The 24,537-nt window shown below is 54.7% G+C and carries 17 protein-coding genes; 12 read left to right on the top strand and 5 right to left on the bottom strand.

Going from position 1 to position 24,537, the window contains the following annotated elements; translation table 11 throughout:
* Nucleotides 1-24: 24 nt before the first annotated feature.
* Nucleotides 25-1,518: a CmpA/NrtA family ABC transporter substrate-binding protein gene (locus Pan97_RS15855; RefSeq protein WP_144974182.1), complete on the bottom strand. Its 1,494-nt coding sequence runs from the start codon at nt 1,516-1,518 to the stop codon at nt 25-27.
* 461 nt (nt 1,519-1,979) lie between these two features.
* Here Pan97_RS15855 and Pan97_RS15850 point away from each other — a divergent pair, with 461 nt between their 5' ends.
* From Pan97_RS15850 to Pan97_RS15825, 6 genes are all read left to right on the top strand, one after another.
* Nucleotides 1,980-3,563 carry an alginate export family protein gene (locus Pan97_RS15850; RefSeq protein WP_144974180.1) on the top strand — a complete coding sequence of 528 codons (1,584 nt, stop codon included), beginning with the start codon at nt 1,980-1,982 and terminating at the stop codon, nt 3,561-3,563.
* Between the two features lie 286 nt (nt 3,564-3,849).
* Nucleotides 3,850-5,337: a sigma-54-dependent transcriptional regulator gene (locus tag Pan97_RS15845; protein WP_144974178.1), complete on the top strand. Its 1,488-nt coding sequence runs from the start codon at nt 3,850-3,852 to the stop codon at nt 5,335-5,337.
* A gap of 5 nt (nt 5,338-5,342) precedes the next feature.
* Nucleotides 5,343-7,613 carry an ATP-binding protein gene (locus tag Pan97_RS15840; RefSeq protein WP_144974176.1) on the top strand — a complete coding sequence of 757 codons (2,271 nt, stop codon included), beginning with the start codon at nt 5,343-5,345 and terminating at the stop codon, nt 7,611-7,613.
* Nucleotides 7,614-7,827: 214 nt separating this feature from the next.
* Nucleotides 7,828-10,560 (top strand): c-type cytochrome, encoded by a 2,733-nt coding sequence (locus tag Pan97_RS15835; protein ID WP_144974174.1) that lies wholly within the window; start codon nt 7,828-7,830, stop codon nt 10,558-10,560.
* A 53-nt stretch (nt 10,561-10,613) separates the two neighbouring features.
* A complete protein-coding gene (locus tag Pan97_RS15830) occupies nt 10,614-12,080 on the top strand; it encodes a PQQ-dependent sugar dehydrogenase (RefSeq protein ID WP_144974172.1) in 1,467 nt (488 codons plus the stop codon).
* Nucleotides 12,081-12,343: 263 nt separating this feature from the next.
* Nucleotides 12,344-12,574, top strand: coding sequence for a carbon storage regulator (locus tag Pan97_RS15825; protein WP_144974170.1), 231 nt, complete (start codon nt 12,344-12,346; stop codon nt 12,572-12,574).
* Between the two features lie 8 nt (nt 12,575-12,582).
* On the opposite strand, the gene Pan97_RS15820 is transcribed toward Pan97_RS15825, so the two are convergent.
* The 3 genes from Pan97_RS15820 to Pan97_RS15810 all read right to left on the bottom strand — a co-directional run bounded on the left by Pan97_RS15820 (nt 12,583) and on the right by Pan97_RS15810 (nt 15,482).
* Nucleotides 12,583-13,473 (bottom strand): cell division protein FtsQ/DivIB, encoded by an 891-nt coding sequence (locus tag Pan97_RS15820; RefSeq protein ID WP_144974168.1) that lies wholly within the window; start codon nt 13,471-13,473, stop codon nt 12,583-12,585.
* 260 nt (nt 13,474-13,733) lie between these two features.
* On the bottom strand, nt 13,734-14,612 hold the full coding sequence (gene murB, locus Pan97_RS15815; RefSeq protein WP_144974166.1) for a UDP-N-acetylmuramate dehydrogenase: 879 nt from the start codon (nt 14,610-14,612) through the stop codon (nt 13,734-13,736).
* A gap of 159 nt (nt 14,613-14,771) precedes the next feature.
* Complete coding sequence (locus Pan97_RS15810; protein WP_165698793.1) at nt 14,772-15,482, bottom strand: YkgJ family cysteine cluster protein; 711 nt, start codon at nt 15,480-15,482, stop codon at nt 14,772-14,774.
* Nucleotides 15,483-15,840: 358 nt separating this feature from the next.
* Here Pan97_RS15810 and Pan97_RS15805 point away from each other — a divergent pair, with 358 nt between their 5' ends.
* Nucleotides 15,841-17,022, top strand: a complete 1,182-nt coding sequence (locus Pan97_RS15805; protein ID WP_165698792.1) for a CinA family nicotinamide mononucleotide deamidase-related protein — start codon at nt 15,841-15,843, stop codon at nt 17,020-17,022.
* Here Pan97_RS15805 and aat read toward each other — a convergent pair.
* Nucleotides 17,011-17,709, bottom strand: a complete 699-nt coding sequence (aat, locus tag Pan97_RS15800; protein WP_144974160.1) for a leucyl/phenylalanyl-tRNA--protein transferase — start codon at nt 17,707-17,709, stop codon at nt 17,011-17,013. The genes Pan97_RS15805 and aat overlap by 12 nt on opposite strands.
* A 484-nt stretch (nt 17,710-18,193) precedes the next feature.
* Here aat and dnaG point away from each other — a divergent pair, with 484 nt between their 5' ends.
* The 5 genes from dnaG to Pan97_RS15775 all read left to right on the top strand — a co-directional run bounded on the left by dnaG (nt 18,194) and on the right by Pan97_RS15775 (nt 24,476).
* Nucleotides 18,194-20,062, top strand: a complete 1,869-nt coding sequence (gene dnaG / locus Pan97_RS15795; RefSeq protein ID WP_165698791.1) for a DNA primase — start codon at nt 18,194-18,196, stop codon at nt 20,060-20,062.
* A 101-nt stretch (nt 20,063-20,163) separates the two neighbouring features.
* Nucleotides 20,164-21,837, top strand: a complete 1,674-nt coding sequence (locus Pan97_RS15790) for a sigma-70 family RNA polymerase sigma factor (protein WP_144974156.1) — start codon at nt 20,164-20,166, stop codon at nt 21,835-21,837.
* Nucleotides 21,838-22,007: 170 nt separating this feature from the next.
* A complete protein-coding gene (locus tag Pan97_RS15785; protein ID WP_144974154.1) occupies nt 22,008-22,715 on the top strand; it encodes a zinc ribbon domain-containing protein in 708 nt (235 codons plus the stop codon).
* A 178-nt stretch (nt 22,716-22,893) separates the two neighbouring features.
* Complete coding sequence (greA, locus tag Pan97_RS15780; protein WP_105359094.1) at nt 22,894-23,382, top strand: transcription elongation factor GreA; 489 nt, start codon at nt 22,894-22,896, stop codon at nt 23,380-23,382.
* A gap of 134 nt (nt 23,383-23,516) precedes the next feature.
* Nucleotides 23,517-24,476, top strand: coding sequence for a DUF6807 domain-containing protein (locus Pan97_RS15775; protein ID WP_144974152.1), 960 nt, complete (start codon nt 23,517-23,519; stop codon nt 24,474-24,476).
* The last annotated feature ends 61 nt before the right edge of the window (nt 24,477-24,537 follow it).

Genomic DNA, 24,537 nt, shown 5'->3' with positions numbered 1-24,537 from the left:
TCCCCCGGCCACCCCACTACGCGGTTAGTTATCTTTGTTGCCAATGGTGTGCGAGTTGAGATAACCAATCGGATCATGGCCGTCGTAGACGATGCCGTCGATGAAATCTCCCTTTTCGGTTGGTGGCTTGTAGCCGTCAGTGTCCTTGGGTGGGATCTCGTCTGCGGTCATTTGACCTGCGGTAACCAGCGTTTCGGCGGCCTTCCGGTAGACGTCAGGTCGGTAGATCTTCTTGGCCGTTTCGTCATACCACTGGGCCGATTTGGGCTCGGTGATCTGTCCCCAGCGTCGCATCTGCGTCAGGAACCAGACGCCGTCGCTGTACCAAGGGTAGGTGCAGTGATACTTGAAGAAGACATTGAAGTCAGGCATCGGACGCTTATCCGACTTCTGAAAGTAGAAGAAGCCGGTCATCGAGTTCTTAATCACGTCGTAGTCGGCACCCACGTAGTTTGGTTTGGCCAGGATGCGGCAGGCTTCTTCGCGATTGACCAACTTGCCGTCCGCATCGGTTTCGTCCAGCCACTTGCCAGCACGAATCAGTGCTTTGACGACGGCGATGTGGGTGTTGGGGTTTTCGTCGTTCCAGCGTTTGGTAACGCCAAACACCTTTTCCGGATTGTTCTTCCAGACGTCGTAGTTGGTGGTCACTGGAACACCGATCCCTTTGGCGACCGCTTGCTGATTCCATGGTTCACCGACGCAGTAGCCTTGGATATTGCCGGCTTCCAGTACGGTGGGCATCATCGGAGGGGGCGTCACCGAAAGCAGGACGTCGGCGTTGGTCTCACCGACGGTGTCGGTTTCGGTATACATGCCGGGGTGAATACCCGACGCGGCGAGCCAGTACCGTAGTTCGTAGTTATGCGTGGAAACGGGAAAGACCATGCCCATCTTCAGGGGCGTTCCGCTGGCCTTGTACTCGTCGACGACCGGGCGAAGGGAGTCGGCCGAAATCGGATGGGGCGGGGTAGGGCTTTTCAGCTTGGCATCGTTTTCTTGCATCTTCTGCCAGATGTTGTTCGAGACGGTGATGCCGTTGCCATTCAAATCCATCGTGAAGGCGGTAATGATGTGGGCCTCGGTGCCGATGCCGATCGTCGCGGCGATCGGCTGGCCGGACAGCATGTGGGCTCCGTCCAGTTCGCCGTTGATCACACGGTCGAGCAGCGTTTTCCAGTTCGGCTGGGCTTCCACATCGACCTGAAGGCCTTCGTCGGCGAAGAACCCTTTTTCTTTGGCGATCACCAGCGGAGCGCAGTCGGTCAACTTGATGAAGCCCAACTTCAGGTTGTTCTTTTCCGGGGCGGCAAGCGTGGCCACGGTTTCCGTTTCCGTTGGCTTCGCGTCGTCTGTCGATGTTGTCGCTTCAGCGTCGACGGTCGCCGCCAAGGCACTTAGATCTAGCTCATCCAAGCTGGGGCCAGTCGGTTTCGATTCCGCGCAGCCTGCCAACAGAACAACCGCTAGCAGTCCAGCGGTAAGAGCGTGGCGATTCCAAAGTCCAGTCCAGTTCATGCTCGATTCCTGCAAATGATTCGGAGTAAGGGAGGGGCAAGGTTTCTGACAATGGTGCAATGAGCGGCATTGATGCGCAGTGCAACGTGGCTGACGTGGCACTGGTTGGAATCGCAACGAGTGTGCCAAAACAAAACGACCACTTCGTAACACTTTGTTTTGCATAGGGTTACGCTTGTATTGTCTTTCTCCGAAGAGAAGAAAATGACCGCGCTACCATGCAACCCCAGTCAGCATGTGCGGCATTCATGGAGCGCATTATTTGCGCGGCCACCTCAGATGCGCGGTCATTCTGACACCACCTGCGGACAAAGGTTGCTCAGCCCAACCACCAAAAGAACGTATTTGCAACATCCTTCCCAAATCCCCTGGAGAACCGCAATTGGTGAGGACGAAATCTGCAATACCCCACGAAACGGACTGACCTGCGGATTGACTATTCGTTGAAGGAACAACGACCAATGACCCATTCCATGACTTCATGGCTGACTGCTTTGGCAGTTTGCTATGGTGGGGCTACGCCATTTCTACTTCATGCGCAAGACTTGGTACCGCCTCAATCGGCACTTCTTGAGAACGCCCCGGTAACGCGTGTCTCGGACGAGACCATTGCCTCGCCGTCGGACATGATTCCGGCCGTGCCCATTGCCACGAGCACTTCCAACGTCGAATACGCTGAATCGTCGACGATGGACATGTCGGGCGTCCCTGGCTGTGATCCCAAAAAGGTCGCCGAGTTGAATAAGAAAGCAGCCAGCGCTTACAAGCCACTCTACTTCGACAACGACTTCACCTATCTGTGTGATCCGTGCTATGACGGTTGCCTGTTGGGCGAAGACCTCAAGCGAATCTGTGTTGGTGATTGCGGTGCTCTGGATATCGGTGGTGAATATCGTGCTCGATATCATCACGAACAGAACATGAAGCCCTTCCTGAACGGCGTCGACGATGACTTTCTGCTGCATCGCTTGCGTCTGTTTGCGAATTACGAAGTGAACGAAAACATTCGCGTTTATGCAGAAATGCTGCATGCCGTGAGTGAGTTCGAGACCGCTCCGCCTCGCCCGATCGATGAAAACTACTGGGAAATGAACAACTTCTTCATCGACGGGAAGTTGATGGAAACCTGCGATGGTGCCTGGTATGGCCGCGTTGGTCGTCAAGAACTGCTATATGGCAGCCAACGTCTCGTTTCGCCCCTGGACTGGGCGAACATTCGTCGACGATTCGACGGTTTCAAGGTCTACTACCGCAGCGATGCCTTGGACATCGACGGTTTCCTGACCCGTCCGCTGAAGAAGGACCTCCGCGACTGGGACTCGGAAAACCAGGACCAATCGTTCTACGGACTTTGGACTACCTACAAGAAAAGCGAACTTGGCACGATTGACCTGTACTGGTTGGGTTACGAGAACAATGCCGCACCGTTTCGTTACCAAACGTTCGGTAGCCGCGTGAACGGTGAGAAGCACTCGATTCTTTACGACATGGAAGGTGCCTATCAGTTTGGCGAGTTCATGGGTAACGATCACAACGCAGGGTTCTTTACCCTCGGGTTTGGTCACCAGTTCAAAGAGATGGCCTGGAAGCCAAAGGTCATGGTCTATTACGACTGGGCATCTGGCGACGCGATCCAAAGCAACGGCTTCAACCAATTGTTCCCACTGGGGCACGCCTACCTGGGCTGGATGGACTTGTTTGCTCGGAACAACATTGAAGACTTGAACGTCCAACTGACGGCCAAGCCTTGCGATGCGTGGACGCTGATTGCCTGGTATCATGTCTTCAATCGACAAGACTCGGATGACGTTCCGTACACCGTGACGAACAATCCTTATCCGAACACCACGCCGGCTGGTTCGCGTTACCTGGGTCAGGAAATCGACTTCCTTGCCAAGTGCCAACTAACGCCACGGTCGGACATCATCTTTGGTTACTCGCACTTCTTCACCGGAACTTACTTCCAGGATCAGAACGCGATTAATCCCGCCGTGTTCGACGGAGACGCCGACTTTTTCTGGACGCAGTACAGCCTGCAGTTTTAAGAGTTAGCAGCCAAAACGAAGATGACTCCCTAGAGGGATGGCGACCCGATCGCCATCCCTTTTTTCGTGCCTAAAAAGAGCGCACGCATCGCGTAAGAAATTGGGCACTGCGGAAAATTGTACACGAATGTCGCAAATGCATGTTTTGTAAGTTGTTTGCCAGAAAACAGATAGGCCAGTGCTGCGTTGTTCGTGTGAGCCGCTGGTACATGAGTTGCATGCTTTGCGATCAACCATTGAGTTGGACAGGCGGAACCTCTCTCTATTTCTTTGATACTGCAACAAATTGACAACGCAAAATTATCTCGGGACGAAACGTGAACGCCGCGTCTTGGTGATTGATGACGATCCCAGCGTCGCCACCGTGGTGAGTACGGCATTAAGCCAAGAGGACATTCGGGTCCAGCATGCGGAAACGGGAACCACCGGACTTCAGCAACTCGTGCAGTTTCGCCCCGACGTGCTTATTCTCGATCATCTTCTGCCCGATGGGGAAGGTCTGCAGATCCTTGGGCGGGTCAACCGAATCGATGCGCGATTGCCGGTTCTGTTCGTCACCGCGCGAAATTCGAGTGACTTGGCCATCGAGGCGATGAAGCAGGGGGCGTTTGACTTTCTTGCCAAGCCGCTTCAACTCGAAAAGGTGGCCGAAAAAACCCAGCAGGCGCTCGAAAGCCGCCGCTTGATGTTGATGCCGGTCCAACTGCCATCGCAGGTCGATCCGATGATCGATGGCGCGGACCACCTGATCGGCCAGTGCCCCGAGATGCAGGAAGTCTACAAAGCGATCGGTCGTGCCGCGGCGCACGATGTTCCGGTGCTGATCGAAGGAGAGATCGGCACAGGGAAAGAGCTGGTCGCGCGAGCGATCTATCAGCACGGACGTCGTAAAGACCGACCCTTCGTCAAGGTCGTGTGCAGCGACTTCAACGCCGAATGGTTGGAAAGTGAGTTGTTCGGCCACGAGCCGAATTCTTTGGCGGGAGCCGTCGAACGCCGCATTGGCAAGCTCGAGCAGTGCCATGGCGGGACCGTCTTGCTAGAAGAGGTTTCCGCGATTCCGCAGCCGCTGCAAAGCAAGTTGGTTCGCTATATTCAGGACAAAACCTTCGAGCGAGTCGGTGGTCACGAACCGGTTCAGGTCAATACCACGCTTATTTTCACTTCCAGCAGAAACGCCGAACGGCTGACTGCGGAAGGGGTGATTCGGCACGATTTATTTTATCTGCTGAGCGCCTTCATGATTCGCATTCCTCCCCTGCGCGAACGTGGTGCCGACCTGCCCAAGTTGGTGGATCACTTCGTCGGGCAATTTTGCCGCGTGGAACGTATCGCCCAGTCAGGAGCCGTCCGCACCTCGCCCGAGGCCTTGCGGCTGTTGACCGACTACCCTTGGCCAGGCAATGTTGCCGAGCTTCGTAGTGTCCTCCGTCGGGCACTCATTGAGTCTCGTGGCACCGTCATTGCCGGCGATTACCTGCGAAATGCCTTGCGGGACATGCCGCGAAGTGACGACAGCTTGGAAACCAAGGTGCTTTCCTCCCATGTTTGCGACTGGGAGGACTTCATTATGGAGAAAATGGAGGCCGGCTCGAATGATCTTTACGCCGACTCGGTGATGGAAATGGAACGTCACGTTCTAACCATTATTCTGCGGAAAACGTCTGGTAATCAGGCCAAGGCGGCCCGTATGCTAGGGATTACGCGTACCAGTCTCCGTAAGAAGATCCACTATCTTGGGCTGGCGATCGAAGAGTTCGTGAGCACGGTTTAATCCTCATGACCGATTCGGGAAAAGGCATTCCCACCGCAAGGTCCTCCGCTAATCGCTTGACCGTTCTATATGTGCTCGCGCTGAGTGCCGTGGCCCTGCTCACCATTTTGGGACAGGTTCTGGTTCAGCGAAGCTTAGAGCAGCAGTTGAGTGATTCGACCGTCATTAACATCGCTGGACGCCAGCGGATGTTGAGTCAAAAGATCACCAAACTGGCTCTGCAAATCGATATCAGCGACAACCCCTATCAGAAGGCCGAAGCCCGAAACGATCTTCGTGAGTCCCTAGAGCTATGGGAGACCTGCCATCTGGGGCTTCAGGTTGGCGATCAAGAACTGGGTTTGCCTGGTAATAATAGCGACACGGTGACAAGTTTATACGACAGGCTCGAGCCAAGTTATCAGGAGATCCGGGAAGCAGCGGTAACGATACTCGCTGAAGATGGCAAGGAACAAGACGATCAGAGGATCGCTTCTGAATTGGAAATCATTCTGGCGAACGAAAAGACCTTTCTTTCAGGCATGGATCAGATCGTTTATACGTACGATCAGGAAGCCGAAAGCCGTGTCGCCAGTTTGAAACAGGTAGAACGAGGGCTGCTGTTTATTACCTTGGTGGTGCTTCTGTTCGAGGGGCTATTCATCTTCCGGCCGGCGGTCAGTCAAATACAGCGGATGGTCACTCGTCTGCGAGAGAATGCCGAAGCGTTGGAAACGGCGAGGGATTCCGCCGAGGCGGCGAACCAGGAAAAAACACGTTTCCTAGCCAAGATGAGTCACGAACTGCGTACTCCAATGAATGCCATTCTGGGGCTATCCGAGGTGCTGCTTCGCGGTCGGCTGGTAGGTAACCAGAAGAACCTCCTGAACACGATCCATGATTCTGCTCAGTCCTTGATGGGATTGCTGACCGACCTTTTAGATATGTCGAAGCTGGAAGTTGACTCGGACTTTAAGCTTCGGCGGGATCCTCTTAATCCAAAGCAGACGTTGGATAAAGTTGTCGAGATGTTCAGCTACCAGGCCCGGCAACGTGGCTTGGAAATGGAGTTGATGGTCTCTGACGATCTCGATTTGTGGGTGCTGGGAGACGAAAACCGCTTGCGGCAGGTTCTGGTGAATCTGATCCAGAATGCGCTGAAGTTTACCGCCCAAGGGAAAGTGGTTGTCGAAGCTGAAGTGCAGCGACATCATGCCCATGAAATCCTCGCCATGATCACGGTGACCGACACGGGGCCAGGCATCTCGCCCGAGGACCAGAAGTCGATCTTCGAGCCGTTCAAGCAAGCCGAACGCGATCGTGACAAGCATGGCGGCGCGGGGCTGGGCTTGAGCATTGCCTATCGCCTGGTCGAAGCGATGAATGGCCGGATGCGGGTCGTCAGTCAACTGGGGGCCGGCACGACGTTCATCCTCGAGATTCCGTTTCAAAAGTCTTTCCGCGATATCGAAATGACCGATCAGTGGCGGCACGATAAGTCTGCCCCGGCGGAAGTCATGTTATCGTTGGCGAAATCGAACTTATTGGTCATCGAAGACGTCGAGGCGAATCGCCTGGTCGTTGGATCGATGCTCGACGAATTGGCAGTGCCTCATCGGTTCGCTGTTTCGATTGCAGACGGTTTCGACAAGCTCGACGAGCAGTGGCCTGAAATTATTCTGCTCGATCTTGAATTGCCCGACGGGACTGGTTTCGACTTCTTCCAGAAATTGATCGATCGGTGTCTCGCATCCGATCGTCCTCGCCCCACGGTAGTCGCGCTGACCGCTCATGCGACCGATGAGTTTCGTGAGAAAACGGAAGCCGCAGGCATGGATGGATTTCTGACGAAGCCGGTAACGCTCGAAGGGCTCCGATCGGTCCTCCAGTTGGTGAGTCCCGGCGAACATTCTCTGGAAGACGAGCCGATTACTCCAGCAGCAGCCGATAAGTCGTCCGTGATGGAGTTAGGTGAAGATAGTGAGGATCCACTGGCTTCCTATCCAGAAGAGCTTCGGGTGAAGTTGATGCTAGATTATTGCGAGCACTATCAGCAACAATTCGCCGAGTTGGTTTCCGCCAAAGAATCAAATGATCCAAAGCGATTTGCCTTTGCGGCCCACAAGTTGTTAGGCATGGTGGTTAATTTTGGAGTGAGTCCAGTCGTCATTAAGTTGCGAGAGTTAGACGACGAACAAATCGACCTCGCAGCCCCGACCCTGCCAGCCAGTTTAGAGTCCGTTCGTGATGACTTGGATGATTTGGCCGATCGAGTCTACAAGAAAACAACCCACTAGTTCGGCTTGCCAGCGGGTTGGTTTTTTGCGACGTAAAATGGTTCAACCGAATTGAATATCTGAATAATCTAAAGAATAAATATTGCTGCCTTAGTTGACACTCGCGATTTGTCGCGATGAAATAGGCCATGACCTTTCTGTCTGTGGTGCCTTAATTTCCTACCTATGCACCACGGATTCTCCCCTTCCATATTTTCCACTTTTGGCAACACGCATGATGAGCTTGTTTCGCTGGACTAGCATGGCCGCATGGATTTTGGCGGTCGTCAGCGTCGATCCTCTTTGGGCGCAGTCGGGTCCCATCATTCCTGGTTATCAGCAGTTTCATAGCCAATCGCCAGATGCTGCCGGGGGCGAAATTCTGTGGAGCGAACTGAATTGCGTCGCTTGTCACCAACAGTCCCAAGCTGAGCTTGGCAATCTCTCCGCCAAGGCCGCTCCTGACTTGTCGCTGGTTGGTAGTCGCGTACGACCCGAGTATTTGAGCGCTTACTTGAAAGACCCGCACCTGCTTAAACCGGGGGCGACTATGCCCGACGTGCTGGGCAGTCTTTCGCAAGCAGAGCGGGAAGAGGCGGTTGAAAACTTAACCCACTTCCTTGCTTCCACGGGGCGGCTCCAAGAGTCGCGCAAACGCTCGCGCGAGATCAACGAAGGCAAGAAGCTTTACCACGAGATCGGCTGCGTTGCCTGCCATGGCCCACGTGAGGGAAGCCCTTCCGAAGCGGCAAACTTGAAGCCGCTGGGAACGCTCGAAGCGAAGTACTCGATTCCCTCGCTGGCCGCTTTTCTGCAAGACCCACTCAAGGTCCGAGCCTCTGGCCGCATGCCGGCGCTGCGACTTGATACCGATCAGGCCACGAAACTCGCACAGTATCTGCTGCAGGAATTAGACGTCGAAGTGCCTGCCAACTTGCAGTACACGTATTACGAAGGCAACTTCAGCAAGCTGCCGGACTTTTCCAAGCTGAAACCCAAAGAGACGGGCGAGGCCATGTCGTTTGATATTGGTCTGGCGAAACGATCGGACAATTTTGCTTTCGTGTTCGAAGGATACCTGAATGTCACGCAGAAGGGAGATTACACGTTCCATCTCGATTCGGATGACGGTAGCCGCCTGGAAGTCGACGGGAAGCAGGTCGTCATCAACGATGGAATTCATCCCAAAAGTCGCCGCTCTGGCAAGATTCGTCTTGAGCCAGGCATGCACGAACTGCGAGTTGAATACTTCGAAGGAGGTGGAGAAGCCGAGTTCGATGTGATGATGGACGGGCCTAATGGCTTGCGAAATGCCTACGTTTCCGATTTCGTGTTTCTCGACCCTAAGAAGTCGGCGCCTGCTGAGAATTCGAATCAGTTTCAGGTCGATCAACAAAAAGCGGAGAAAGGGCGAATTCAGTTTGCTTCCCTGGGATGTGCCAATTGTCATCGCTTAGGAGACGTCAAGCCAGATGCGATGGCCTTGCATGGGCCAAGTTTGGCCGATCTCAATACCAGCCAAGGGTGTTTGGCTGCTTCGCCTGGGAAAGCCCCTGACTTCAAGTTGACGGATGGCCAGCGTCAGAGCCTGGCATCGGCCATCAAGCGGCGGCAACAGCCCAAGGTGGCAGCCTGGGAACCCGAGCAACGCGTTCGCCGTCATCTCGCTACGTTCAACTGCTATGCCTGCCACCAGCGGGACGAAATCGGCGGCGTCAATGCCGACCTGAACTCCTACTTCCATACAACGCAAGCGGAAATGGGGGACGAGGGACGCATTCCGCCGACGCTCGATGGCGTGGGGGCCAAGCTTACCGAGAACTGGATGGCCAAGATTTTGCGTGAAGGAGCCAAGGATCGTCCCTACATGAAGACCGTGATGCCGAACTTCGGCGGACAAAACGTGGGGCAGTTGAAAGATCTCTTTGCAAGCCTTGATACCTTACCCGAGCATCCCCCGATCGAAATTCCGGAAACGGAAGGGCGTATCAAAGCCACCGGTCGGCACATGGTTGGGGACAAGGTATTCGGCTGCATCAAGTGTCATACCTTTGCAGGCGAGAAAGCTTCCGGCGTTCAAGGGATTGACATGACCCTGATGACCCGGCGGCTGAATCACGATTGGTTCTTAGCGTATGTGAAAGATCCTCCTCGGTTCCGTAAAGGGACACGCATGCCAACGGCCTGGCCCAATGGCAAGTCGGTCATGCGAAGCATTCTCAGTGGTGACGCCGATCAGCAAATCGAGGCGATCTGGATTTATCTGAACGATCAGGAAAAAGCAGCCAAGCCCTACGGTGTGGGCGAGCAGCCGATCGAATTGGTGGCATGGCGAAAGGCCGTTATCTACCGCAATTTCATCCAAGGAGCCGGCAGCCGGGCGATTGGTATTGGCTACCCGGAGAAGGCCAACATCGCGTTTGACGCGAATGACTTGCGACTGGCTCTGATCTGGCAGGGTGCGTTCATGGACGCGTCGCGTCACTGGACGGGACGTGGGCAAGGATTTCAGCCGCCCCTGGGGGACAACGTCGTTCAGCTACCCGGAGGTGCTCCGTTCGCGGTCCTGGAAGATCCATCCGTCAAGTGGCCTGATGCCAGTGGAAAAGAAGCTGGTTACCAGTTCCTGGGCTATCGACTTGATGCAGCCAATAACCCGACGTTCCGTTATCGCTTCGACGAACAAACGATTTCCGATACGATCAAGGCCGAAAAGGTCAATGAGTTCCCATCGCTGGTTCGCGAGTTCACGATCGAAGGGCCATCCACCGCGAAGCCGGTCGTGTTCCGAGCCTTGTCTGGCGGTGGAATTCATGCCCTGGAAGATGGCTGGTACCAGATGGGCGAGGGACTCAAACTGCAAGTCGTCGGAGCCAACGCAGCGGTTCGACCTGAACAGAATGACTTGCTGGTCGAGGTCCCCACGGGCAGTCAACCTGCGACCTTCCAACTGAAGTACGTTTGGTAATCCACCCTGCAAATTCAAAGTCATTCATCCGTACGCATTAAAGGCATTGGCCGATGTTTCGATATAGCTCCACCTTATTGATCGTGCTTTTCTCCGCCGTGGTGGCGATCGCTCAGGACAGCGAGCAAGAGAAGTACTACAAGATTACGCCGCTGCCAATTCCCGATGGCGTGGTGTTGGAAGTGGGCGCGATGGAAATGATGCCGGATGGTAAACTGGCGGTCGCGACGCGACGCGGCGAAATCTATATGGTCTCGGACCCTAAGGCAAGCTCTCCGGAAACGGATACGACCATCAAACGATATGCTCACGGGCTGCACGAAGTGTTGGGGCTCGCGTACCGCGACGGATGGCTCTACGTCACGCAGCGCTGCGACGTCTCACGCATTCGAGATACTGACGGTGACGGAGAAGCCGATGAGTTTGAAGTGGTGTCCGATGGCTGGGGTGTCTCCGGCGATTACCACGAATACGCCTTCGGATCACGCTTTGATAAGGAAGGTAACATCTGGGTCACGCTTTGCCTGACCGGTTCGTTCTCGAGCCAGGTCCCGTTCCGCGGATGGTGTCTGCGTGTTAACGAAGATGGTACGACCACGCCGACGGTCAGTGGTGTTCGCAGTCCTGGTGGAATCGGCATGAACGCGGCCGGTGACATCTTCTATACCGACAACCAAGGCCCCTGGAATGGTACGAGCGGTTTGAAGCATCTGGTGCCAGGTCACTTTGTGGGGCACCCAGGCGGCAACGATTGGTATAAATTGGCGCCCAACATGGGTAAGCGTCCGCAAGACCCCGAAAGTAACAGCCGATTCCATATCGAAGCCAAGAAGATCCCCGAATACATGCCGGCTGCCGTTCTGTTTCCGTACGACAAGATGGGCAAGTCGGCCAGCGGCATCGACTACGACCGCTCCGAAGGGAAGTTCGGTCCTTTCGCCGGTCAGATGCTCGTCGGAGACCAATCACATAGCACGGTCATGCGTGTCGTCCTGGAAGAAGTAAAAGGACGATACCAGGGAGCCTGCATTCCTTTCCTGCAAGGCATTGGATCAGGGACGTTGCCACTTTGGATGACCCAAGATGGCAATCTGTTTGTCGGCGGTACGAACCGTGGCTGGGGGTCGCGGGGAAATAAGCCCTTCTCGTTGGAACGTATCAACTGGACCGGGACGACGCCGTTTGACTTGTTGGACGTAAAAGCCAATCCCGATGGATTTACCGTGCATTTCACCAAGCCGATCGACCCCGAATCGGCCACGAAGGCCGATGCCATTCAAATCGAAACGTATACGTATATTTATCAGTCGAGCTACGGCAGCCCCGAGGTCGATCATGCCAAGCCAACCATTAAAAAGGTAGAAGTGGCTGGGGATAACTTGTCCGTAAAGATCACGCTCGACGAGCTTAAAGAAGGGCATATCCACGAGATACATTTCCCGGGTATTCGCGAGAAAAGTGGCGATCCTCTCTGGCATGATGTGCTCTACTACACATTGAATCAAATACCAGATCGCTAATTATTTACGACTGCTGATGTCAATAGGCTCACCGCAAAATTATTAACTTTTTGCCACGAAATTGCGGTTTTCCCTGATTTTCCTGCGCGCGATTTGCGGTGAGATTTCTATACTCAAAAGAGAAGCTTTTACGCTTCCACCCCCTCTTCTTTTATCCTCCGCTACAAGACTACTTCGCTGCACGGAACCGGCGACAAGAGGCCATGGCACCTTCAAGTAGGCGCGTAGCTTCGCAGCAACACTCAGTATGAGGCAAGGACGCTATGTTAGTTCTAAGTCGCCGGGTCGGTGAGAAGATCGAAATCGGCAATGGGATCACGGTGACTGTGCTTAGAGTCACCGGCAAATCGGTAAGAATTGGAATTGAAGCACCCGATTGTGTTTCCATTCGTCGCTCAGAAATTACTCTCGATCAGCGTTGGCCAACTCCGCCGGCGATCTCGACATCTGACTCCGAGATGTTCAACTCGGCCGATCCGTCACGAAGTACTTAACGGATGCTTTATCGATGGACGGGATTCAGCCCGGTTACCGCTCTGCCGGCGGTGCGCAGGTCGAGCGATGGCTGTGCTTCATGACTCGAAAGAGACGATTCAGCCGCCTTCTGAAGCATGACCTGGACTTTATGCTTGGCAATCGTTTCTTGAGGTAATTCTTTGCCCGGAGGGCTTCCCCAGATGATCCGGGTTTGATCGGTCAGTTCCAATTCGTAATGTTGCCCCGAATCTTCCTTCAAAATGATTCGGTTAAGCTTGAGATCGCTCCAGTGCGGGAGCAACTCCGCAGCGATCAGGGCCGCTTCAGCCACACGTGGGTTGTCCCACTTCATGCCAGCCTCGACCATGGGGCGTTTAAGGTCGATCTGAATCCGCGGATAACGATCGTTGGCTTGAATGCGTGAGAAGTCGCCAGGCGGAAGTACGGTTCCTTCGATATCAACCGGAATCAAGCCGCGGCGAACGGCACCTTCGTCGACGAATTCCACCTCGACCATCGCTACCGGTCGGCGGTATTCGACTTCAACAAGCACTTTGGCAGGGTATTGTTTCACCACTTTTTGAACGCTGCGAACCCACGCATGTGCCGAGATCGCTGAAGCTACCTTGTTGGTGAGTTCACGGTCCCGCAGATCGAGTTGGTCGGGGAGATCCGCCTTTTCAACGGCGTCGGCTAAGACGTCCGATTGAATCCAAGCTGGAGGCGTACTAATTAAGATCTCGCGTGGGGAAAGCAGGAATTCCTCACGAACTGCGAACTGTTCCGCGTAATGATTCCATCCAGCGATCATCAGCAGCAAGAAGGCTGCCGTGATGACGACGCACAGCAATAGCTGACGCCCGGCTGGTGAACCCAAGCCCAGCAAACCCGACGGGGTTTGAGTGCTGCGACCCAATGGAATCATCCTTGTGAAAGTTGGCCAATCCTTGGCTGGCGGCGAGATACGCCGCTACGACTTCGAAGAGCATAATGAATCTTTCGATTCCAATAAACGCGTCTCTACTCGCTTTTATGGAATTCAAGACTTGCCCATTTAAATCAGATCGGCTGGTCAAGTCAGGCAACTTGACCAGCGATTGGGGAAACTTGATCTAAGGAAGAAACGCCTCCAAAGCAGCCCCTACGAGGGCATCCTGGATTGCTGGCAGGCAGGTGCTACCAAATGGTCAGCTGGCACTTAAGATCCATGCCAGTCACTTCTTTGACTCGGCTCTGCACGAGTTCGGCCAGGCGAATGACGTCGTTCGAGGTCGCATCTTTACCGGCGATGACGAAGTTAGCGTGTTCCGCGCAGATTTCGGCTCCCCCGACCTTCGTCCCTTTGAGACCTGACTGCTCAATCAACGAACTGGCCGCGAGCCCAGGAGGATCGAAGAACAGATATCCCACGCTTTCCGAGCCACCCGGTTGGGTTGCCTTCTGCACGATCCAGAATTTCTGCATCCGGCGTGTCAGCTCTTGCGAGTCGGCTGATTCCAACTCGAATACAGCGCTCAGAATGACCAACTCGTCAAGACTGCTTTGCCGGTAAGTGAATTGCAGGTCTTGGGCCGTCCGTGTCTGAACTTCCCCCGATCGCGTCATCACGGTGGCTTCGACGACTCGTTGACCCACGTCGACTCCATTTGCGCCGGCATTACCGTGCAGCGCTCCGCCGATCGTGCCTGGGATTCCGGCCAGTGCCTCTAGACCGGCCAATCCGCTGCCAACGGCGGTGCTTACCGCGTGAGATAGCTTTGCGCCACCTCCGACCGTCATCCGATTGCCACCGATACTGATTCCGCTGAATGTGGGATGGCTAAGCTGAATCACCAAGCCAGGCACACCCTCGTCGTGGACCAGCAGGTTCGAGCCCCCGCCCAGCACGCGAGCGGGGATTTCATTCTCGCGGCAACGTATTACAACGGCAGCCAACTCATCGATGGTCGTGGGTTCTGCGAAGTATTCGGCGCTGCCACCCAGTTTCAGCCATGTATAAGGAGCCAACGCCTCATCCGTGCGAACGAAGTGCTCAAAGCCAGCGGTGAATTCCATAGATCGATCGTTCCCAAGTAGTTTACCCCGAATACGCTTCGTTGTTGCCCAGCAGCAGTGGATCGCTCCTTGCGTGCCGACAACGTCGCGACGATTCCCCTACGGTACCAGCAACGATTTCCCTTTGACAACCTGGGATAAGAGCTTAAACCGAGCCGATCATGCTCGTCTGACAGCTTGCGACTTGAGAAAGTGAGGTTTACGGACAGCCCTTTTTCTGGGGGGCGAGTGTGCGTCAGTGCAGATGGCATCTCGAAACAGGTCTTCGCCCGCCAGGAAACGATTCAAGGCATTTTTTAGTGGCAAGGCAGTGAGAACGGCCGAGTTGAACTCGTATAAATTGCCGTCCAGGTCGTTTTCAACCAGGATTCGCTGCAAAGTTCCCGAGATTCCACCCGTGGCTTGGATGGCGTCATTGTCGAGGGGAATGGTGCTGGAGAAATCCCCGGCCTGGGCCATTTGTTCGGCATCCAGACATGCGTCGCGTCTGGTGGAAAAGACGCCGGAACAGATAATCGGACGAACGGGATAAACCATGCAGCGACCATCTTCCCCCAGCATTGAACAGGCAAGCGGTCGTTGACGGGTGACTCCCTGAATCTGTTCGATCCGGCGTTTGGTCACGCGCTGCAAGCGTGATTTGATCTGATTGAGCGTCAACGCATCGACACAGGTTCGCAGATAGTCGCTGACAGCGATCGCCTCGATGCCTGTCACGTCGACTTGAGCCGATAAACAGCACCCCGAGCAGCCAGCACGACACTCTCGGTCCCCCTTCTGGGAGCTTTCGTCGAGATAGCCAAACTGCAATTGACGCAATTCATCGACCCAGTCAAGGCTCTCTCCACCCTGAGCAACGAGACGTTGCACCAGGTTTCGTGCTTTCTGAGAAGCGTCACGAAAGATGGAGGTTATTGCAGGTGATGGAGAGTTTGAAGACATTCCTGATCCGAAGTTTACCTGAGTCGTCGGCACACAGGTCATTTGTGGGCAAGGTGTGGGTACTGTTCCCCCCTTGGTGAGATCGGCAGTCTTGGTGGCCGACATTCTGGTATGGGTTAAGCCGTTGATACGATTCGCGATTGCAACCCGTGAGTCGTAAGGAATGGGGCCACCCTAGTGCCTTGGTAAAGTTTCGGGGTCGTGTCGAAATGGCGAGGTTGGGTTATCGTAAGGGGGCAGAGAGACCTCTTCATCGTGGATGCACCTAGGAAGGACCAGACGCGGAATGATCGCAGAGATAATGGCCATCGGAGACGAATTAACTAGCGGACAGCGCTTAGATACCAACACGCAGTGGCTTAGCCAGCAGTTGGAGGCACTTGGAATCGAAGTCCTTTTTCATACGACGGTGGGAGACGATCTGGAGGCCAACATTCAGGTCATCAAGAATGCCTTGGCGCGGGCTAACCTGGTCATCTCGACCGGAGGTCTGGGCCCCACCGACGATGACCTGACCCGCCAGGCTCTGGCCAACGCAACCAGTACCGAGCTGAAGCTCGATGCCGAGAGCCTGGAGCATATTCAGCGGCGATTTACCATGCGGGGACGCGAGATGCCGCCGAAGAATCAGATTCAGGCCATGTTTCCCGTTGGCAGCCGTATTATTCCCAATCCCAATGGAACGGCCCCAGGAATCGATCTCGATTACAGCGTGGGGCTGCATCACTCACGTTTTATTGCCTTGCCGGGTGTGCCTGCCGAGATGAAGGAAATGTGGGCCACCACCGTCGTTCCTTCGCTGGCCGGCAAGGGAACCGCGAAGAAGATCATCCGGCATCACGTCGTAAAATGCTTTGGGGTGGGAGAAAGTCATATGGAGGCGTTACTGCCCGACCTAATCAAGAGAGGTAGGGAGCCTCGCGTCGGCATCACCGTGCATCAAGCGACGATTTCACTCCGAATTACAGCAACGGGACAGACGGCCCAGCAGTGCGAAGAAGCGATTGCGGATACGGTCCAGCAAATCCAGGCAGCCGTCGGTGATCTGGTGTTCGGGGAAGGGGAGCAAGAGCTCCAAGACGTCGTCATCCGTGATCTACTGGCTCGTGGAGAAACGTTGGCGACGGTTGAATCTTCGACGTCTGGCATGTTGGCATTCTGGTTAGGGACCGTCGACACCGACCGCCAGGCTTTTCTCGGTGGCACTATTGAGATGCCGGTCGAATTGGTCTCTCAAGAGAGTGTCGAGAAAGCCGCGGTCCAAGCCAGAAGTGTTGGTAACGCCACCTATGGATTGGCCTTGGGGACGCTGACGAAAGCTGACTCGGCCGACCAATATTACGTTGCGTTGGCATCGAAAGATGGCGTTGAATCGATCAGCAGCGGCTTGGCCGGTCATCCCGAGATCTGGGGACCGCGAATGGCGAAGCAAGGTTTAGATCTGCTGCGAAAGAAGCTAATCGGCTAAGGTAGACCCGAAAAACTTGATTTCGCAAAGCTCGTCCCCAAAGGTCACGGGAAGATCGACCACGTTCTTAAGAAGCGTCAGATAGTCGCTACGCGCGATCTCAATGGCTCCCATGCTGCCGGTGTGCGCGGTCCACTGCTGAATGTCGAACAGCTTGTATCCGCGTTGATTCAAGTGGGAGACCAGTGCCGCCAAGGCAACCTTCGAGGCATCTCGGACGGTGTGAAACATCGACTCCCCGGCGAAGAGTCCCCCAATCGCAACGCCGTAAATACCACCGGCCAGTTGTCCCTCGTGCCATACTTCGACACTGTGGGAGTGCCCTTCCTCGTGCAGTTTGCAGTAGGCCTTCAGCATGGCCGGCGTGATCCACGTGCCATCTTTTTTATGTCGTGGTTGCGAGCATCCCTGCATGACCTCGCGAAAAGCGGTGTCGCAAGTTACTTGAAACTTACCGCTGCGAATGGTTCGCTTCAGCCGCTTGCTCACGTAGAGGCCGTCGAGGGGAATAATGGCTCGCGGATCGAGCGAGAACCACGTCATTGGCATCCAGTCGCCCCACATCGGCCAGGGAAATATGCCGTGGCGATAGGCGTCTAATAGCCATTCGGAAGAAAGGCGACCACCTACCATCACCAGGTCGTTCTCGTCGGCTTGTTCGGCAGGAGGAAAAAATCGGGAAACCAAGTTGTCGCTCTAAGTTCAGTGTTCGATTTTTTGGGAGTTCGTATTCAGGTCGAAGTGTTCGGTTTTCGGTCGGATAAGGGGCAGCGAGTTGTCAAAAAACTTCGTGCTTCACCCTCAAGAATAGCGAGATTTTCCTTCGTTTGTGGGTGAAAGGCTCACAGATTGTGACTTTTCATTGGGGCGCGAGTACTACGCAAAAAGTCCCAAAATCGATATTGTAAAAGATATCTGCTAGCGTGAAACCAAAAGGTTGTCGGCAGGCGTCAATGCGAACTTGACCTAAAATTGGGAAATGGACTAAATTGCTCCCACGTGCTACGGAAGGCACGGCCCAAAATGTCGAACTCGGGCTGTGAGGAGCAAGATGGCCCCTCACCCTAACCCTCTTCCCCTCAGGGGCGAGGGGACATGAGACGGGGCGCAAGTCACGCTGACATTTCTCGGGCATAGGGTTCCCGCAAAACCCTGGAAGGAAGTCCAAAGGTTGGCTTTTCCCCCAGACAACGACGTAAAAGAACAGGTGCGAGCCGCTTCGGACATCGTGGATGTCCTGGGTGGATACCTGAACCTGAGACGGCAAGGACGTGGCTACGTCGCTTTGTGCCCTTGGCACGATGACAGCCGCCCTAGCTTTCAGGTCAATCCACAGCGCCAATCGTGGCGATGCTGGGTTTGCGGAATCGGCGGCGACGTCTTTAGCTTCGTGATGCGTCGCGAGTCCATCGAGTTTCGCGAAGCGCTCGAACTTCTGGCCGAACGAGCCAACATCGCGCTTCCCTCGCAAGGCCCGGTTGCCCCCGCTGGCAGTCCTGACGATAAAAAATACCAATACAACGCGTTGGCCTGGGCCGAGCGGCTGTTCCACGAACTGCTGCTAAACGACCCGATCGCCGACGAGGCCCGCCGCTATCTGCATGATCGAGGGATGACGAAGGAAGCGATTCAGCGTTTCCATATCGGCTTCTCTCCCAACGATTGGCAGTGGCTCTGCAATAAGTCGAATCAAAGCCAATACACGCAGCCGGTGCTGGAAAAGGTCGGGCTCATCGGCCAGTCGCAAGGCGGCCGGATGTACGATCGCTTCAAAGGACGTGTAATCTTCCCGATTCGCGACGTCCAGAGCCGTCCGATCGCTTTCGGCGGTCGCATTTTGCCGGCCTATGCGGATGAGAAGTCGGCGAAGTACGTGAACTCGCCTGAGACCCGGCTCTTCTCCAAGAGCGACAATGTCTACGCGTTGGACCTGGCACGCGACCATATCACCAACAGCAAGAAGGTGATCGTCGTCGAAGGGTACACCGACGTGATTGCCCTGCACGAAGCGGGCGTGAAGAACGCGGTGGCCGTGCTGGGGACTGCCCTCGGGCCGCGACACATTCAACTGCTGCGTCGCTATGCCGACACCGTTTACCTGGTGCTCGACGGCGATGATGCTGGCCAGAAGCGAACCAGCGAAGTGCTGGAACTGTTCATCGCTCAGCAGGTCGACCTGCGGATTTGCACGCTGCCTGAGAAGCTCGATCCATGCGATTTCGTCCAGCAGCAAGGAGCCGAGGCGTTTCGTGCTCACCTGGCCAAGTCACTGGACGCACTGGAACACAAGATTCGCATTGCCACTGCCGGCATCGACCTGGCGAACGACTTGCATAGTGCCAACGATGCCCTTGAGGACGTGCTGAACACGCTGGCCAAGGCCCCGAACCTGGCGGCGGAAACGTCGTCGGAAGTACGGCTTCGCGAGCATCAGTTCCTGGCCCGGATTGCCCGTCAGTTTCAAGTTGCCGAATCGGAACTTCGCACGCGGTTGTCTTCCTTGCGGAAAGCAACAAAAACAAACCACCATGGTTCGGCAGCGCCGGTCTCGCATGGACAAAAGGTTGGTGTGGCTGATCGAATTTATCGCATTGGCGATCTAGATAATTGGGACAAAACCTTACTAAAAATGATGTTGGCGTTACCCGAGACGATCGAGTGGTGCCTTGAAGAAATTGGCCCTGACGAACTTCGTAGCGAGACCGGTCGGGTTATCTATAGAATTTTCAAAACCCGGAGTGATGCCCATCAGGATTGTGGGTTCCCCGGAATTTTGGATTCAGTCGAAAGCGAGTCTATTCGGTTCCTTTTGATTGAACTCGATGAGTTGGCAACCGAACATAAGTTTGGTGATCCAAGTGAAGAATTAAAGATGATCATTAATGCATACCGAGGCGATCACGAGGATCGTATTAGCGGTAATCAACAATCATCAATGATTCAAAAAGAGATTCCTGAAGAGGACGAGCTCGACGTCCTCAAAGAAATTGTCGAGCAGAAAAGAAATCGCCAGGGTATTTCCTTTCCCACGGATGGGTAGAGGATACCGCTTGACGTCGCCCCGGTTGGTATGACCCGCATCCCGATCGCAGGCGAAAATGACCAAAGAGAATTTTATGGGAAGGCAAGGAGGTCTTCACTATGGAATTTGCCGATCAAGAATTGGCCGTACTTCTGGAAAAAGGCAAGTCGCAAGGTTGGTTGACTTATGATGAAGTCAACAACTATCTCCCCGATGAAGCCAGTGGCAGCGAGAAACTTGACTCGCTACTGACCGAACTCGAAAACCGCGGCATCGAGTTGGTCACCGATCCTCCGGAAGACGATTTCGATGATGCTCCGGCCATCAAGGCTCCATCGGCTCGCGAATTCGCGGAAGCTCTGGACGAAGATGGCGGCTCCGAGACCTTCGCTTCTGAGGAAATCACCAAGAGCAGCGACGATCCGATTCGGATGTACCTGTCGCAAATGGCTTCGATTCCTCTGCTTTCCCGGGTGGAAGAGATTGCCCTGGCCAAGAAGATCGAAATCACCCGCAAGCAGTTCCGCCGGCTGGTACTAGGTTGCGATTTCGCGCTGCGTCATACGGTCGAAATCCTGGAAAAGGTCCACCGAGGTGAATTGCCTTTCGATCGGACGATCAAGGTCTCGCTGACCGAGAATCTGACCAAAGAGCAAATCCAAGGGCGCATGCCGCACAACCTGAAGACGCTGCGCGTGATGCTGGAAGAAAATCGTCGCGACTTCCAACGTTTGCTTCGCAAAAGTACCCCACGTGAAGAGCGTTTGGCTGCCCGTAAGCGATTCATTCGCCGCCGTCAAAAGTGCTTGCAGTTGGTCGAAGAACTGTCGCTGCGAACTCGCCGCGTGATTCCGGTGATGAGCCAGTTGGAAGACTTCGCCGATCGCATGGAAGAAATCCGAGCACGTTTGAATCTGATCCGTGACGAGCCGGCCGCTAAGGATGAACGAGCCAACCTGCGTAAGGAACTTCGCGACCTGATGCTGCTGACGCTGGAAAGCCCACGCAGCCTGCGAACTCGTTGCGATAAGTTCCGCAAGCAGTTCGATCAGTACGAAGGGGTCAAGCGAGAACTGTCCAGCGGCAACCTGCGTTTGGTCGTTTCGATCGCCAAGAAGTACCGCAACCGCGGCCTGAGCTTTCTGGACCTGATTCAAGAAGGCAACACGGGCCTGATGCGTGCGGTTGATAAGTACGAATATCGCCGCGGCTTCAAGTTCTCGACGTATGCCACTTGGTGGATTCGTCAGGCCATTACGCGGGCGATTGCCGATCAGGCTCGTACGATTCGAATTCCAGTTCACATGATCGATGTGTTGTCGAAGCTGCGTAACGTGCAGAAACGCCTGCTGCAGGAACTTCGCCGCGAACCGACCATGGAAGAAATCTCGCGCCGTAGCGAAATTCCGGTTGAGGAAGTGCGCCGCGTGATGGACATCGGCCGTCATCCGGTTAGCCTCGATCGTCCGATCGGCGAAAGCGAAGACAGCTCGTTCGGTGAGTTCATTGAGGATGGTCACGAAGAGACCCCAATTCGTAAGGCCTCGAACGAAATCTTGCGAGACAAAATCGGCGGTTTGCTGAAAACGCTGACCTATCGCGAACGCGAAATCATCAAGCTGCGATACGGCCTGCAAGACGGGTACACCTATACCCTGGAAGAAGTCGGCCGAATTTTTAAGGTCACCCGCGAACGTGTCCGCCAGATCGAAGCCAAAGCGGTTCGTAAGCTGCAACATCCAGTTCGCAGCCAGCAATTGGCCGGTTTCCTGCATACGGCCGACGCGGCGTAATTGAATTCATTGTGGAAAGTGTGAACCCGGAAAGCCCGGAGCCTGTCATCAGGCCCGGGCTTTTTTGTTTGACCTATGGGGTAAAATGAGGTGGTGGCGTGTGCTAAAGCCCACGCTGCTGCTACATTGTTTGCATTATTGAAAACTGATCATTTCCGAGTGGTTCACCCATGTCCGAGCGACCCTACAGCGAAGTTCTGCAGGAACTTCACCGAATCCATCGCCAATTGAGCGACCTTAGGAGTCGTCTGGCGCGATGTCCGATTCGCGTGAATGCTGCTCGAAATCGTGTGACGACCGCCCAGCAGACCGTCGCCGAGGTCAAAGAGTCGATCCAAAGCACCAAAATGACGGCAGACCGCAAGCAGCTTCAATTGCGGGAAAGTGAAAGCAAGATCGAGGTCATCGAAGGAAAGCTCAACGCAGCCAAGACGAACGACGAGTTTCAGATCTTCAAAGAGCAGATCGCCGCGGCCCAGATGGCCAATAGCGTCATGTCCGACGAAATTCTGGAAGCATTAGAAAAGGTCGATCAGCTGGAAATCAAGCTGGCCGAAGCCATCAAAGGCGTCGAAGCGGCCGAAGCAGATCAGGCAAAAATCGAAGCGGAAGTGGAGAAAGAGCGAACCGGCCTGGAAACGGAAATTGCCCGCGTGTTGGAGCTTCTCGAAGGGGTTGAGAAAGACATCCCGCCAGACGTTCGGGCCGACTACAAACGCGTGGTCAAAGTCCGAGGAGAAGAGGCCTTGGCTGCGGTGGTCAACAATTACTGCGGCCAGTGCAATGTCCAGTTGCGAATTCAGACCGTCAGCGATCTCAAACTCGGTAAGCCTGTGTTTTGTTCGTCGTGCGGGGCTTTTCTCTATTTTCCTGAGTAGAGCCAACCTGTGGGTTTTTTCGCAGTTTTTGCGAAACAGCTAGCTCCCTAAAGAAGCTGGCTTTACAAACCCCTCATCTTTCAATAACAATAAAAGTAACAAACCAACTCAGAACGTCATGCGGCCTGACCCAGGTCGCGTTTTTTTTTCCATTGAGGGAGTTCCTGACATGTCGAGCATGGCCGATCGAATGCCCATGTCCCGGAAGGGTTACGAAAAGCTGCGAGCCGAATTGCACCATTTGGAAGAGGTAGAAATGCCTGCCATCACCGAAAAGGTTGCCAACGCTCGCGCTGAAGGGGACCTGAAGGAAAACGCCGAGTACCACGGCTCGCGCGAGACGCAGGGGATGATCCAAGCCAAGATCAACCTCTTGAAGTCGAAGCTGGGCAAGGCGTTCATCGTCGATCCTTCCTCGGTCGATACATCGAAGGTTGGCTTCTTTGCCACGGTCACCGTTCGCGACGTTGACATGGACGAAGAGGAAGTCTACTCGTTAGTCGGTGCCGGCGAAGAGGACTTCATGAATAACAAGATCCTCGTCGACAGCCCCATGGCGCAGCAGCTTATCGGCAAGAAGGTGGGCGACGTGGTCGAGATCGCGGCACCAAAAGGGACGTACGAACTGGAAGTGCTGAAGATTGAATACAACTTCGACGAAGAATAGTCGAAGTTCCAATGCAGAGACGATGCAAGCGGCCTCCCGGTTAGGGAGGCCGTTTTTATTTGAGCGACCTCGCAGGGGAAGATAGGCTGTAGGAACCTTACGCAAAATGTCCTACCCCCATCGGAGTGCTTAATATGGCTCGCTGCCTACCGATTCTTTTTCTGCTGCTGGCCGCAAGCGTTGCAGCAGCTGACGAAACACTTCCAGGCGCCAAACCAGTCCCACGCATGCAGGTCTTGCCGCTACCGCACGACCAGGTTTCGATCACCCGCGATGGCGTCGAGTTGACTCGCTACCACTTTGCACCTGACTTAGAGCGGCCATTTCTCTATCCCATCATGGGGCCTTCGGGGCGAAGCCTTACCCGGATGGGACATCCCCACGATCCCAACGGGCACAGTCATCACAATTCGGTCTGGGTGACGCACCATGATGTGAATGGAGTCGACTTCTGGGCCGATCGTTCGCCTGGGAAAATTCGCCATGTGCGCGTTGGCGAGTTCATCGACGGCGACGATCAGGCAGTTATTCGAATGCACAACGTCTGGGTCGACACCGGCAGCGAAAAGCAACTGCTCGACGAGACGCGAACAGTGACCGTAATCCCATGGGAAGACGATCAGTGGCTGCTGGCGATCGATCTGGTGCTGACCGCCAAGAATGGATCGGTCACCTTTGGTGATACGCCGTTTGGTCCGCTCGGAGTAAGAATGGCGAAAACGATCGGCGTGCATGATGGGGGCGGGACAATTCGCAACAGCGAGGCGCAAGTCGACGAAAAAGAAGTCTTCCGCCAGCCGGCACGCTGGGTTGATTACTCGGGACCGATTACCCGCGACGCCCATGAAGGGATCACGTTGATGAATCATCCCGACAATCCAATTTTTCCTAGTGCGTTTCACGTTCGCAATGATGGTTGGATGGGAGCGACTATGTCGTATCAGAAGCCAGTTGAACTGAAGCAGGGAGAGTCGATCACGCTACGATATGGCCTCTACGTCCACGCAGGTGTCCCCACTACCGAAAAAATTGAGCAAGCTTTTGCCGTGTTCCGCGAACTGCTGTTATTGCCCGCCCCAGAGAATCGGCGATAATCAACCGAAATCAGGGGATTATTCAGCGATTCGCACTAGCCGTCCGCGCCGTTGAAGCTAT

Origin of the sequence: Bremerella volcania (genome assembly GCF_007748115.1) — a bacterium.
GTDB lineage: Bacteria > Planctomycetota > Planctomycetia > Pirellulales > Pirellulaceae > Bremerella > Bremerella volcania.
This window is presented reverse-complemented; position numbering and strand designations above follow the sequence as displayed.